This is a genomic window from Mixta sp. (assembly GCF_024610815.1).
GTDB classification, from domain to species: Bacteria; Pseudomonadota; Gammaproteobacteria; order Enterobacterales; family Enterobacteriaceae; genus Mixta; species Mixta calida.
Genome location: NZ_JANION010000056.1, coordinates 1 through 13,704 on the forward strand (window position 1 = coordinate 1; position 13,704 = coordinate 13,704).

Annotated in this window: 8 protein-coding genes and 1 pseudogene; 6 read left to right on the plus strand and 3 right to left on the minus strand. The window is 59.4% G+C overall.

Annotation, left to right across the window (positions count from 1 at the left end):
* Positions 1 to 237 precede the first annotated feature (237 nt).
* The gene (locus tag MYY08_RS03290; protein ID WP_438804458.1) at positions 238 to 3,585 is read left to right on the plus strand and encodes an ATP-binding protein; all 3,348 of its coding nucleotides are present in this window, start codon (positions 238 to 240) and stop codon (positions 3,583 to 3,585) included.
* A gap of 162 nt (positions 3,586 to 3,747) precedes the next feature.
* Positions 3,748 to 5,763 carry an NADPH-dependent 2,4-dienoyl-CoA reductase gene (locus tag MYY08_RS03295; protein ID WP_038624017.1) on the plus strand — a complete coding sequence of 672 codons (2,016 nt, stop codon included), beginning with the start codon at positions 3,748 to 3,750 and terminating at the stop codon, positions 5,761 to 5,763.
* Positions 5,764 to 5,823: 60 nt separating this feature from the next.
* On the opposite strand, the gene rlmG is transcribed toward MYY08_RS03295, so the two are convergent.
* The gene (gene rlmG / locus MYY08_RS03300; protein WP_038624015.1) at positions 5,824 to 6,948 is read right to left on the minus strand and encodes a 23S rRNA (guanine(1835)-N(2))-methyltransferase RlmG; all 1,125 of its coding nucleotides are present in this window, start codon (positions 6,946 to 6,948) and stop codon (positions 5,824 to 5,826) included.
* A gap of 84 nt (positions 6,949 to 7,032) precedes the next feature.
* Here rlmG and MYY08_RS03305 point away from each other — a divergent pair, with 84 nt between their 5' ends.
* Positions 7,033 to 7,536 carry a M48 family metallopeptidase gene (locus tag MYY08_RS03305; protein WP_038624013.1) on the plus strand — a complete coding sequence of 168 codons (504 nt, stop codon included), beginning with the start codon at positions 7,033 to 7,035 and terminating at the stop codon, positions 7,534 to 7,536.
* Position 7,537: 1 nt separating this feature from the next.
* On the opposite strand, the gene MYY08_RS03310 is transcribed toward MYY08_RS03305, so the two are convergent.
* Positions 7,538 to 9,226, minus strand: a complete 1,689-nt coding sequence (locus tag MYY08_RS03310; protein ID WP_038624011.1) for a chloride channel protein — start codon at positions 9,224 to 9,226, stop codon at positions 7,538 to 7,540.
* A gap of 160 nt (positions 9,227 to 9,386) precedes the next feature.
* On the opposite strand from MYY08_RS03310, the gene MYY08_RS03315 reads away from it, so the two are divergent.
* The 3 genes from MYY08_RS03315 (at position 9,387) to sstT (ending at position 13,085) form a co-directional block, all read left to right on the plus strand.
* Positions 9,387 to 10,373 (plus strand): Gfo/Idh/MocA family protein, encoded by a 987-nt coding sequence (locus tag MYY08_RS03315; RefSeq protein ID WP_084970636.1) that lies wholly within the window; start codon positions 9,387 to 9,389, stop codon positions 10,371 to 10,373.
* A gap of 265 nt (positions 10,374 to 10,638) precedes the next feature.
* A complete protein-coding gene (locus tag MYY08_RS03320; protein ID WP_038624007.1) occupies positions 10,639 to 11,610 on the plus strand; it encodes a TerC family protein in 972 nt (323 codons plus the stop codon).
* 236 nt (positions 11,611 to 11,846) lie between these two features.
* A complete protein-coding gene (sstT, locus tag MYY08_RS03325; RefSeq protein WP_084970635.1) occupies positions 11,847 to 13,085 on the plus strand; it encodes a serine/threonine transporter SstT in 1,239 nt (412 codons plus the stop codon).
* Between the two features lie 122 nt (positions 13,086 to 13,207).
* Here the strand turns inward: sstT and MYY08_RS03330 are convergent.
* Positions 13,208 to 13,704, minus strand: a pseudogene (locus MYY08_RS03330) (UxaA family hydrolase); the annotation flags it as partial.

Sequence of the window (13,704 nt, forward strand, 5' to 3'; positions counted from 1 at the left end):
TTACTATGCTGAACTATCAGGGAAGGATTAATGACGATAAGAAATTTATACTTTTATATCTTTTTATTCCTCTTTACCTTAACGGCTCTGGCGCAGCCGCATGAATTAACCCTTCAGGTCAACGCGGACATTGTCGTACCGCAAAAAGAAGAGGTTAAAGGATTAAAAAATTTCGTTTTACCGCCGCTGTTACGCGTCGGTATCCCTGGGCCGCCGCGACCGCCGGTTTATCATAATATGGAGTCCGATAAATTTGAGGGCATTGCCGCCGATTATCTGAGCGCGCTAAAAAGAATGCTGGGCATAGAACTGCAGCTCATCGCTTACGATACGCCGGCCGACGCCCTGCAGGCGCTGAGAAAGCAGCAGCTGGATATGATCGCTTTTTATAATCCGCATCTTTATGGCACCGACGGCGTGATTGCCACCACGCCCTGGCTGCTCGACTATCCGGTCATTATTCAGCACGATCGTTCACTGCTCGGCTTTAAGCGCAATGGCCAGCCGGTACTCGCCTGGGCCAACGCCCCCGCCTTTACGCAACAGCTGCAGCGTCATTTTCCCGATATGCGCCTGCAGCATTACCGCAGCCCGGAAATGGCACTCGCCGCCGTCGCCTTCGGCCAGGCTGACGCCATGTGGGGCAGTGCCGCCAGCATTGAGTTCCTGCGCCGCTACGGCTACGGCAGCCTGATTAGCCTGACCGCTAACTATTCCATTCCCGACATGAACCTCTCATTCGGCGTGTCCGCCACGCAGCCGCAGCTGGCTCAGGCCTTAGATATCGTGCTGCAAAATATTCCGCTGTCTGGCCGCCAGCGCATCATCGCCCGTTGGGGGCTTGATTCGTCGTTTGTTCAGAAGGCGAATCCATTAATGCTAAATGCGGAAGATGCGCTTTGGCTGCAGCAGCATCCCAGGATTCCCGTCAAGCTGAATCACGGCGCGCCGCCGCTGTCGATTAGCGGTCATGATAATGAGCCAGAAGGCATCGACGCCGAATTCCTGCGGCTGATCGGCGAACGGGCCGGCTTTACGTTTACCTGGGTCGACCAGAATGGCGGCAGCAATCCGCTGGTACTTTATCCCGCCGAGCTGGCGCCCGAAAAGCCCGATCCGGCACTGATCTATTCGCGCCCTTATATCGTTACGCCCTGGGTGATGGTGCAGCGCAACCACGGGGCAGCGACGGCATCACTCTCTCAGCTGCGCGACAAGCTGCTGGCGATGGAAAGAAAAAGTCCGATGCTGGAGTGGCTGAAGCGGCACTATCCCGGCTATAAGGTTCAGCTGGTCGATAACGCGCAGCAGGCGTTCGACCTGCTGGCGCAGGGTGAAGTCGACGCGATTATTCAGCCCAAGCTGGTGGCCGATTATCAGCTCAATAACAATTATCCCGGCCTGCTGCGCATCATCCGCACAGTGGGCGACGCGCCCGCCCGCTACGTTATGGCGACGCCACGTGAAAACAGCGAATTGATGCATATCATCAATAAAGCACTGCTGGGCATTTCACGCATTACGCAGGAAAAAATCGTGTTGCGCTGGCAGAACGCCCATCAGACCGCCAGCGGCAGCGGGTGGCCCTACTATAACAGCCTGCTGATTAAAATTGTGCTGGCGGTCGGGCTGGTCGCTCTGCTGGTGCTGCTCTGGAATCGCCATTTACAGCGAATAATCCGCGAGCGCACTCGCGTCGAACAGGCATTGAAAAACCAGTTAACCTTCACCAATACCTTGTTCGACGAGTCGCCGGTGGTGATGTACGTGCGCGACCGACAGATGCGGCTGCAACACTGCAACAAGGCCTACGTCGATTTTCTACAGCGTCCGCGCGAGCAGCTGCTTGGCTCCACGCTGGAAGAGCTTCCCGCGGATTTCGAAGCGGCTCAGCCGTTTCAGGAGATCTATACGCAAACCTTTCGGGAAGGCGAGCCGCTGGTGCAGGATCTTAAGCTGCGCTATCAGGGCCGTGATTATTATACGCTGCACTGGGCGCTGCCCTATCGCGATCACGCTGACAATATCGTCGGCATCATCGGCGGCTGGCTGGATATCACCGAGCGCTATGAGCTGCTTACCGCGCTGGAAAAAGCGAAAGAGGAAGCGGATCGCGCGAACGAATTTAAAAGCCGTTTTCTGGCTAATACCAGCCACGATATCCGCACGCAGCTCCATGCGATCATCGGCCTGCTGGAGCTGGAGATACGTCGTTCAACGCGGCCGCTCGGCCCGAATATTACCGCCGCCTATGAGTCGGCCACCGCGCTGCAAAGCCTGATCGGCAATGTGCTGGATCTGTCGAAAATCGAGTCAGGCGTTTTTCAGCCGGAGCCGACCAATGTCAACCTTGTCACCATTGTCGAACAGCTGTTTACGCTGTTTCACAGTAAGGCGGACGCGCTCGGCCTGCGCTTCAACAAGCTGATCGCCGTTGAAAATCCCTGCGTCCTCACTGACGCGACGATGTTTAATCAGATCGCGGCCAACCTGCTGAGCAACGCGCTCAAGTTTACCCGCGTCGGCGAAGTGGAGATCGCGCTGTTGCAGCAAACGGACGTCGCGCTGGAAAGCGATCGCGGCAGCTATCTGCTACGCATTAGCGATACCGGCTGCGGCATTAGCCCTAACGATCTGCATAAAATTTTTGAGCCGTTCGTGCAGGCGGGCGATCGTTTGAGTCAGCAGGCGGGCACCGGGCTGGGCCTGAGCATCTGCCGCCATCTGGCGCGCCTGCTGGGGGGCGAAATCAGCGTAGAAAGCGAACCCGGTGCAGGCTCGGTGTTTCTGTTCCGCTTTACTGCGCCGCTTTGCCAGCCGTGCATGTCCGCCGATGCCGACGTCAGGCAGCCCGTCGACAACAGCGCGCGACGGATCCTGATTGTGGAAGATCACGCACCCAACCGTCTGCTGCTGGCGCAGCAGCTCACCTGGCTGGGCCATGAGGTGACGGAAACCGAGCGGGCGACGCAGGCGCTTGAACTGTGGGAACAGCAGAAAAACCGCTTCGACCTGATTATTACCGACTGCAATATTCCGGGTATGGACGGCTTCGCCTTTACGCGTCTGCTGCGCCAGCGCGAGGCGGAACTGGGTATTAAGCCGGTCGTCATTGTCGGCCTGACCGCCTCGGCGGAAAAAGCGATCCAGCAGCGCTGCCTGGAGGCTGGCATGAACTGCTGCCTGTTTAAACCTGCCAATATCGAAACGCTGAGGAGCTTTATCTCAATGTCGGTGCCCGGCGGCGCGCCCGCGGCTCTCGGCAACGGTCTGCTCGATCAGCTGAGCGCGGTCGATCCCGCCGCCTGTGCCAGACTGATTGAAAGCGCTATCGAAAGCCACCGGCAGCTAGCGGAGAAACTGCTGGCGTGTCGTCAACACGATGAGCTCACCACGCTGGCGCATACGCTGAAAGGCGGCGCGCGGCTGCTGAACGCCGAGCGGCTGGAGGCGCTTTGTCAGCAGCTGGAAAACAGCCGCCGCGAGGATCGGCTGATCGACGCACTCTGTCAGGATGTCGTCAATGAGGTTCAGGTGCTGGAAACGATGCTGCTGGCGCGGCTGAAGGCGCTAAATCTGAATTAAAGCCGCCATGTTGTTTATCCCGCCCGCTGAGGCAACAGCGGGCGGCCTGCTTTTTTGATATATCTCACAGCCTGACGCTCCACCGCTTTCCTTTCTGTACGCGATCGCTACAGTCAACTCATCCGACCACCAACAAAAGATTAACATTCAGGTGAGCAGCCTATGTCGATCACGCCTTCGCTTTTTGATCCGCTCGATCTTGGCTTTATCCAGCTTAAGAATCGCGTGCTGATGGGCTCGATGCATACCGGTCTGGAGGAGCGGCCCGACGGGCCGGAGCGGCTGGCGGCCTTTTACGCCGAGCGCGCCGCAAACGGCGTGGCGCTGATTGTCACCGGCGGCATCGCCCCTTCGCCGGAAGGCGTGGTGACAGCGGGCGGCTCGGTGCTGAACAGTGAAGCACAGCTGCCCCATCATCGCATTGTGACCGATGCGGTTCACCAGCACGGCGGTAAGATCGCGCTGCAGATCCTGCACGCCGGACGCTACAGCTATCAGCCTGCACTGGTCGCGCCCTCGCCGCTACAGGCGCCGATTAATCCCTTTACGCCGCAGGCGCTGACGCATGAGGCGATAGTCCAGCTGATTGCCGATTTCGCCCGCTGTGCGTCGCTGGCGCAGCAGGCGGGCTATGACGGCGTGGAGATCATGGGTTCCGAAGGCTATCTGATCAATCAGTTCCTCACGGCGCGCACCAACCAGCGCAGCGATGAATGGGGCGGCGATTTTACCCGTCGGATGCGCTTTGCGCTGGCGATCGTCGAGGCGGTGCGCGCGGCGACCGGTCCCCATTTTATTCTTATCTACCGCCTGTCGATGCTCGATCTGGTGCCGGAGGGCAATACGCTGGAGGAGACCATTCAACTGGCGCAGGCGATCGAAGCGGCAGGCGCCACGCTGATCAATACCGGCATCGGCTGGCACGAGGCGCGCATTCCCACTATCGCCACCTCGGTGCCGCGCGCCGCGTTCGGCTGGGTCACGCGCACGCTGCGCCAGCATGTGACGCTGCCGTTGATCGCCACTAACCGCATCAACCAGCCGGAGGTGGCGCAACGTCTGCTGGATGACGGCTGCGCAGATATGATCTCGATGGCGCGTCCTTTTCTGGCGGACGGCGCCTTTGTCAGTAAGGCGCAGGCGGGCCGGGCCGCTGAAATTAATACCTGCATCGGCTGCAATCAGGCCTGTCTCGACCAGATTTTTGCCGGCAAAGTCACCTCCTGCCTGGTGAACCCGCGCGCCTGCCATGAAACTCTGATGCCGGAGTCGCCTGCTGCGGTGCGGAAAAGTATTGCGGTAGTGGGCGCTGGGCCCGCCGGGCTGGCATTCGCCGTCAACGCCGCGCAGCGCGGCCATCGCGTCACGCTGTTTGACGCCGCCGCAGACATCGGCGGCCAGTTTAACGTGGCGCGCCAGATCCCCGGCAAAGAGGAGTTCAACGAAACCCTACGCTACTACCGCACCCAGCTCGCGCTATTGCACGTCGACGTACGGCTGAACTGCCGCGCCGACGCAGGTATGCTGCGCGATTTTGACGAGATCGTGCTGGCAACCGGCATTGTGCCGCGCCTGCCGGCGATCGAAGGCGTCGATCACCCCAAGGTGCTGAGCTATCTGGATGTGTTGCGCGATAAAAAACCGGTCGGCCAGCGCGTCGCCATTATCGGCGCGGGCGGCATCGGCTTTGATACCGCCAGCTTCCTCAGCCACAGCGACCGCGCCGACAGCCTGGAGAGCGCCGACTTCTGCCGCGAATGGGGCATCGATCGGACGCTGCAACAGCGGGGCGGCCTGACGCGCGCGCAGCCGCAGCCGAGCCTACGTCAGATCTGGCTGTTGCAGCGCAAGGCGGGAAAACCGGGCGCCGGGCTGGGGAAAACTACCGGCTGGATTCATCGGAACAGCCTGCTGGCGCGCGGCGTGGAGATGTGGGGAGGCGTGCAGTATCAGCGTATCGACGACGAAGGGCTGCATTTACTGCGCGACGGCCATGCGATAACGCTGCCGGTGGATCAGGTCATTATCTGCGCCGGACAGGAGCCAAACCGGGCGCTGGCCGCGCCGCTGGAAGCGTCAGGCAAGCCAGTGCATATTATCGGCGGCGCGGACGTCGCGCTGGAGCTGGATGCGCGCCGCGCTATCGCGCAGGGCACCCGGCTGGCGCTGGCGCTGTAGGCGGCACGCCGATCAACCGGTCGACGGGCTGCCGCATCAGCACATCAGCACATCAGCACATCAGCGCAGCTTAACGGATCGCAGCACCACAAACTTTTTGTTGGAGGCGATCAGCGTGCAGTTGCCGAACAGCTTCTTCATTTTGCGGTAATAATCGAGATGGCGGTTGCCGACGATGCGCAGTTCGCCGCCATATTGCAGGCAGCGGCGCGCATCGCGGAACATCTGCCAGGCGATATGATCGGTGACCGCGCTCTGCTGATGAAACGGCGGGTTGCACAGCACGGCATGCAGACGGTCGGCCGGAAAGCCGCTCAGCGCATTGCCCACCTGAAAATGGCTGCGCGCCATATCCTGCGGCCGGTTAATCTCTACGTTCATCCGGCTGGAGGCGACCGCCATCCAGGACTCGTCAAAGAAATGTACCTCCGCCTGCGGGTTCATCTCCAGCGCCATCAGGCCAATCACGCCGTTGCCGCAGCCGAGATCGACGATTTCGCCGTTGATGTTATCAGGCAGATGCTGCATAAAAAAGCGCGCGCCGATATCCAGTCCGCTGCGTGAAAAGACGTTAGCGTGGTTATGGATCTGATACGGCGTGTCGTCCAGCGGCCAGCTCAGGGTCTCCGGCTGAGGCTTCAGCGTCGGGGCGGCGTAAGTGCTGTAAACCAGCCGCGCTTTTTTCCACGCCAGCGAGGTTTTCGTCGGGCCGAGGATGCGTTCGAACAGTTGCAGCGTAGACGTATGGATATCCTTCGCGCGCGCGCCGGCGATTATTACCGTCTCCGGCGTCACCACATCGCGCAATTGACGCAGCTGATGCTCCAGCAGCGCCAGCGTGCGCGGTATCTTAATCAGCACGCAGGCGGGCGCGGCGGGCAGCGGCGCCAGGCTGTCGAGCAGCACCACGCGATCTTCATCCAGCTCGTTGTCGCGCAGGTTTTGCCGCGTCGCCTGCTGGCTAATCCATGAGTCGCTGATACTGTACAGCGGGCGATCCAGCGTACAGGCGAGCGCGCCGAAGCTGTCGTTGAATACCAGCAGCGGCCCTTGCTCCGGCGCAGGCAGCGCCTGCTGCAACAGATATTCATCCGCCGCGTCCCACGCCTGCAGCGGGTTTTCTTCCTGCATGCGCGGGAAGCGGTGTAAGGTCAGGGTGCGTTGGCTCAGTTCTGGTTGGCTCATGGATTCCTCGGCGTGGTACTATTGCGCATCTTTTCGCCCCGAAAGCGGGGGCGCAGTATACTGCCTTTTTATTCGAGTCGCGTCATGTCATCGTTAATTTATCTTCAGGGCTATCCTGACACGCTGCTGCGCCAGGTGCAGACCCTTATCGATCAACAGCGCCTCGGCGAGGTGCTGGAAAAACGCTACCCCGATATGCACAACGTCACCAGCGATAAAGCGCTGTACGACTATACGCTGGCGCTGAAAAACCGTTATTTACGCAACGCGGCGCCGCTGAATAAGGTGATCTACGACAGCAAAATCCGCGTGATAAAACATGCGCTCGGCCTGCATACCGCCGTGTCGCAGATTCAGGGCGGCAAGCTGAAAGCGAGAGCGGAGATCCGCGTCGCCAGCCTGTTCCGTCAGGCGCCGGAAGCGTTTTTGCGCATGATCGTGGTGCATGAGCTGGCGCATATTAAAGAAAAGGATCATAACAAGGCGTTTTACCAGCTCTGCTGCCATATGGAGCCGGATTATCATCAGCTGGAGTTCGACACCCGGCTGTGGCTGACGCACCAGGCGCTACAAGGCAACGCCGGTTAAGTCAGATAAAATCTTTCGCCTTTCTTATCAGGCTGGTTTTGGTCAACGCGCCGAGGTATTTACGATCCTGCGGATTATTCAGCACCGGCAGGCGCTCCAGCGTGACCTGCGCGAACGCCTCCCATCCCTCGCGAATGGTCTGATTGCGGAACACGCAGGGAAACTGGCCGTCCATTACCAAAATTACCGGCGAATCGAGCGTCAGCTCGCGATCGAGGATCTTACGCGAGATATCGTGAATCGACACCGCGCCGAGAAAGTGGCCCAGATCGTTGATCACGTAAACATAGCGCTCCTTCTTCAGCGAGCTGACCGCCAGCGCGCGGCCAACCGACTCATGCGGCTGCAACGCCGCGCCGGGCACGATAAACTGCTCGATAACGCCATTATCAAAATCGAGCTTGGCGTCGGCGCGGTTAAAATGCTGCGTCACCACCGGATAGGTACTGGCGGCCTGTAAACGCCAGGCGAGCATCGCCGCCAGCACGCTGGCGATCATCACCGGAAACAGCAGGCTGCTGTTCAGCGTCATTTCCAGCACCATCAGCATCGCCATCAGCGGCGCCTGGCTGACCGCCGCCAGCATCGCAGCCATGCCGACCACGGCAAACAGCAGCGCGTTGCCAATCGGCAGCCCCGCCTGTAGCGCCAGCGTGGCGAGGATCACGCCCAGCAGCGCGCCCACCAGCAGCGAAGGCGTAAACAGCCCGCCGACCGCATTCGATCCCACCGACAGCGCCGTGGCCGCCATTTTCAACAGCAGCAGCAGCGCCAGCGCGGGCAGCAGATAGCGTCCCGCCATAATATTGACGATCACTTCATAGCCGTTGCCGAGAATATCGGTGGAGACGATCGCCAGCGCGCCCACCAGCACGCCGCCCAGCCCCAGGCGCAGCGGCAGGCTTTTTACTTTTGCAAAGAGTTGCCTGCTGCGGCCGATCAGCGTAAGCATCGCCCAGCCCAGCAGGCCGGCCAGCAGGCCGATCGCCACAGTCAGCAGCAGTGTGGTCGGGCTGAGTTGAAACTGTACCTCGGCAAAGGGGTAAAGCGCGTTGCGGTAGCCGAGCGACCACATGGTCATTACCGCCGTCGCCGCCGCGATAATCAGCGGAATCAACCGTTGCAGCGCAGTAATGCCGAAGGCGATTTCCGCGACGAAAATCGCCGAGGCGAGCGGCGCGTGGTAAACCGACGCCAGCCCGGCGGCGGCGGCCATGGCGACGATCTCGCTGTTGCTGAGCGTGGTGCATTTAAAGCAGAAGCGCCCCATCAGGCTGCCGCAGAGCGCGGAAAGCTGCACCATCGGCCCCTCTTTCCCCACCGACGCGCCGCTGCCGATGCTGGCGATGGATGATAGCGCGCGGAACAGCGAGGTTTTAGTCGGCACGACGTCGAGACGCGCGTTAATCACGTCGAGATAGTCAGTCTTGCTGGTTTGCTGGCGCTCCAGCGAGGTGGCATAGCGCAGAAAAAAACCTGCGATCACTCCACCTGCGCCGACCAGCAACGGCCAGAAAAACCAGGGCCAGGCGGTTATCGCCACGGTAATGTCGCGGTCACTGTGAAACAGCAGTTGGTTGATCAGCGCTATCAGGTGTCGAAAGCCCAGCGTCACCAGCGATGCCGCACAGCCGACCGGGATCGCGACCATAATGCTGGTCCAGTTCAGTACATGTTTACTGCTGCTCACATCGCATCCTTCTGTTGCGGTTCCCTGAATTCAGGCGAAGCACCATCATATTGGAAGGCGGATCGCAGGATCAAATCGCCTGCGCGGTGTTGTCATTGCACGAACCGCCGCACATGTTACTCTGCATCTCTTCGCTAAGGATCAGGAGCCTGACTGACTTATGATTCGCTTCGCTATTGTAGGCACTAACTGGATTACCCGGCAGTTTGTCGAGGCCGCGCAGCAAACCGGCGCCATGACGCTGACGGCGGTTTACTCGCGCACGCTGGAGCAGGCGCAGGCTTTTAACAAGGATTACGGCGTCGCGCATCTGTTTCTTTCGCTGGAACAGATGGCCGCTTCCGATGAAATTGACGCCGTCTATCTCGCCAGCCCTAACGCCCTGCACTGCGAACAGGCGCTGCTGTTTTTACGCCATAAAAAGCATGTGATCTGCGAAAAGCCGCTGGCCTCCAACCTGCACGAAGCGGAACAGATGATCGCCTGCGCGCGCGAAAACGGCGTGGTGCTGTTTGAAGCCTTTAAAACTGCCAGCCTGCCCAATTTCCTGGCGCTGCGTCAGGCGCTGCCGCAAATCGGCAGGCTGCGCAAAGCGCTGTTCAACTACTGCCAGTATTCATCCCGTTACCCGCGCTACCTCAACGGCGAACGACCCAACACCTTTGAACCGCGCTGGTCCAACGGGTCGATTATGGATATCGGCTACTACAGCCTCGCCAGCGCGCTGGCGCTCTGGGGCGATCCGCTGCGTGTTCAGGCGCAGGCGACGCTGCTGGAGAGCGGCGTTGACGGGCACGGTTCGGTGATCATGGACTACGGTGATTTCGACGTGACGCTGCTGCACTCCAAGGTCAGCGACTCCCATATCCCCAGTGAAATTCAGGGCGAAGAGGGATCGCTGGTGATTGAAAAGCTTTCTGAAAGCCAGCGCGTCGTATTTATGCCGCGCGGCGGTCAGCCGCAGGATCTGACGCAGCCGCAGCACAGCAACACGATGCGTTATGAAGCGCAGCACTTTGTTGAGCTGGTCTCACAGCGCCAGGTCGAGCATCCCGGACTGGCGCTGTCGCTCAGCACCGCGCGCTGGCTGACGGAGATCCGGCGGCAAACCGGCGTGGTTTTCCCGGCCGACCGGGAAACACCATAAAGCGTGTGTAAATATTTCTAAATATGTCTTTCCGTCGTTGCTTATTTAGGCGCGCCCTACTATCTTTTGCCTCAGCAAAGGGGAGTAACTTGTAAGCCGATCGATCGTCACTACGATGCGTTACGCATCCGGTCATCGGGCAATCCGGAATGTGATTCTGGTTGTAAGTGAGACCTTGCCGGAAGGCGAGGCTTTGCTTGCAGCAAACAGAGCGGCTGGCGTCTTCCGACGTTGGCCGTTTTTTGTTTATTGACAGGATATGTTTATGCAAACCGTTGGTACTCCATTACTTTGGGGCAGCTTTTCCGTTGTCGTACTGCTCATGCTGGCGATCGATCTCTTTTTACAGGGGCGGCGCGGCGCGCAAACCATGACGCTTAAACAGGCCGCCGCCTGGTCGCTGGTCTGGGTCTCCGTTTCGCTGCTTTTCGCCGCCGCGTTCTGGTGGTATCTCGACGGCTCCGCCGGCCGTGAAATGGCGAATACGCAAACCATGGCGTTTTTAACCGGCTACGTGCTGGAAAAGGCGCTGGCGGTAGATAACGTGTTCGTCTGGCTGATGCTGTTCGGCTATTTCGCCGTCCCGCCCGCCTACCAGCGCCGCGTGCTGATCTACGGCGTGCTGGGTGCTATCGTGTTGCGCACCATTATGATCTTCGCCGGCAGCTGGCTGGTGACGCAATTCAGCTGGATCCTCTACCTGTTTGGCGCCTTCCTGCTGCTGACCGGCATTAAGATGGCCTTCAGCAAAGAGGATGATGAAAACTCGGTAGGCGATAAGCCGGTTGTGCGCTGGCTGCGCAGCCATCTGCGCATGACCGATAATATCGAAGGCGAAAAGTTCTTTGTGCGTCGCAACGGGCTGCTGTACGCCACGCCGCTGCTGCTGGTGCTGATTATGGTTGAGCTGAGCGACGTAATCTTCGCCGTCGACAGCATTCCGGCGATCTTCGCCGTCACCACCGATCCCTTTATCGTGCTGACTTCGAACCTGTTCGCCATTCTCGGCCTGCGCGCCATGTATTTCCTGCTGTCAGGCGTGGCGGAGCGTTTCTCGATGCTGAAATATGGCCTGGCGATTGTGCTGGTGTTTATCGGCATCAAGATGCTGATCGTGGATATCTGGCATATCCCCGTCTCGGTTTCGCTGAGCGTAGTCGGCACCATTCTTGGCCTGACGCTGCTAATCAACGCCCTGGTTAACCGAAAAAATGATCGTAAACAGCTGACAAAATAATATGCCGCGGGGCGCGCTGCGCCCCGCTCATAATGTTGTATTAAACCGGTGTATTAAATGTAATCACTATCACAGTTCGGTTACACAGAAATAAAAAAAGATGATCCAGCGCGGAAAGCAAGAATTTCTGCTTTTCCTGCCATCGCATTTCCTTATACTCCCCCCGGCAAACACACATGCCGTTTTGTCGTCTCGCGAGGCGGCCTCGGTAACGATAACAAAGACTGGTTCTGACGATGGTAAAAAGCTCCTCCACGCTGATTGCGCGCCTGTTTGGCGGCAGTCTGGTAAAACAAATCATGATCGGCCTGGCGGCGGGCATCGCCCTTGCCTGGTTCTCTAAAGAGACGGCGCTGGCCGTCGGCCTGCTGGGTTCGCTGTTCGTCAGCGCGCTGAAGGCGGTGGCGCCGCTGCTGGTGCTGGTGCTGGTGATCGCCTCGATTGCCAACCATAAGCAGGGGCAGAAAAGCAATATTCGCCCGATCATCGCGCTCTATCTGCTGAGCACCTTTTTCGCCGCCGTGGTGGCGGTGGTGTGCAGTCATCTCTGGCCGCAAACGCTGACGCTGAAGGCGGCGCAGACTGATATCACGCCGCCCTCCGGCATTATCGAGGTGCTGCACGGTCTGCTGATGAGCATGGTGGCGAACCCAATCGACGCGCTGATGAACGCCAACTATATCGGCATTCTGGTCTGGGCGATCGGTCTGGGCATCGCCTTCCGCCACAGTAGCGACACTACGCGTCAGCTGCTGAACGATGCCTCTGAAGCGGTAACCTGGGTGGTGCGTATGGTGATCCGCTGCGCGCCGCTGGGCATTTTCGGTCTGGTGGCGTCGATTCTGGCGTCAACCGGCTTCTCGGCACTGTGGAACTACGCTCATCTGCTTACGCTGCTGATCGGCTGTATGCTGCTGATGGCGCTGGTATTCAACCCGATTCTGGTCTGGTGGCAGATCCGCCGCAACCCTTATCCGCTGGTGTTTACCTGCCTGCGCGAAAGCGGCGTAACCGCCTTCTTTACCCGCAGCTCTGCCGCCAATATTCCAGTGAATATGGCGCTGGCGAAACGCCTGAATCTGGATGAAGATACCTACTCCGTTTCGATTCCGCTGGGCGCGACCATCAGTATGGCGGGCGCCGCCATCACCATTACCGTGCTGACGTTGGCCGCCGTGCATACGCTGGGCATCCATGTCGATGTGCCGACCGCCGTGCTGCTTAGCCTGGTCGCTTCGCTGTGCGCCTGCGGCGCGTCCGGCGTAGCGGGCGGCTCGCTGCTGCTGATCCCGGTGGCCTGCAATATGTTCGGCATTCCGAATGATGTCGCGATGCAGGTGGTGGCAGTCGGCTTTATTATCGGCGTATTGCAGGACTCGGCGGAAACCGCGCTGAACTCCTCTACCGATATTCTGTTTACCGCGGCGGTTTGCCAGGCGGAAGAGCGCCGCGAAGCGGCGAAAAATATCGGCTAACGCGAAAATAAAAATCCCGCGACAGATCGACGCGGGATACGAGGTCAGAAAGAACGTTTCTTTGATCGGCCAATACGCCCGCTGCGGGCGCGCAGGCGACCTTCGGGTCGCCTTTTTTTGGCCTACAGCGTGACGCCGCTTTTGAAAATCGCCAGCTCGCGGAAATCGTTGCGTTCGTTGTTGGTCAGTTTGCCGTTCGCCACTTCGACGATGTAATCGACAAAGCTGTCCAGCAGGCTCTCCATCGGCATACCCTGCACCAGCGGCCCGGCGTTAAAATCGATCCAGTGCGGCTTGCGTTCCGCCAGCTCGCTGTTGGTGGCGATTTTCACCGTCGGCACAAAGCCGCCGTAGGGCGTGCCGCGACCGGTAGTGAACAGCACCATATGACAGCCGGCGCCTGCCAGCGCGCTGGTCGCCACCGCATCGTTGCCCGGCGCGCTGAGCAGATTTAAGCCCGGCTGACGCAGCCGCTCGCCATACTTCAGCACGTCCACCACCTGGCTCTGGCCCGCCTTTTGCGTGCAGCCCAGCGATTTTTCCTCCAGCGTGGTAATGCCGCCCGCCTTGTTGCCCGGCGACGGATTTTCATAGATCGGCTGCTGATGGGCGATAAAGT

What these genes read in the sequence shown, in the direction of transcription:
- MYY08_RS03290 (WP_438804458.1), top strand. Translation starts at nt 238, where the DNA reads ATGGAGTCCGATAAATTTGAGGGCATTGCCGCCGATTATCTGAGCGCG.
- MYY08_RS03295 (WP_038624017.1), top strand. Translation starts at nt 3,748, where the DNA reads ATGTCGATCACGCCTTCGCTTTTTGATCCGCTCGATCTTGGCTTTATC.
- rlmG (WP_038624015.1), bottom strand. Translation starts at nt 6,948, where the DNA reads ATGAGCCAACCAGAACTGAGCCAACGCACCCTGACCTTACACCGCTTC.
- MYY08_RS03305 (WP_038624013.1), top strand. Translation starts at nt 7,033, where the DNA reads ATGTCATCGTTAATTTATCTTCAGGGCTATCCTGACACGCTGCTGCGC.
- MYY08_RS03315 (WP_084970636.1), top strand. Translation starts at nt 9,387, where the DNA reads ATGATTCGCTTCGCTATTGTAGGCACTAACTGGATTACCCGGCAGTTT.
- MYY08_RS03320 (WP_038624007.1), top strand. Translation starts at nt 10,639, where the DNA reads ATGCAAACCGTTGGTACTCCATTACTTTGGGGCAGCTTTTCCGTTGTC.
- sstT (WP_084970635.1), top strand. Translation starts at nt 11,847, where the DNA reads ATGGTAAAAAGCTCCTCCACGCTGATTGCGCGCCTGTTTGGCGGCAGT.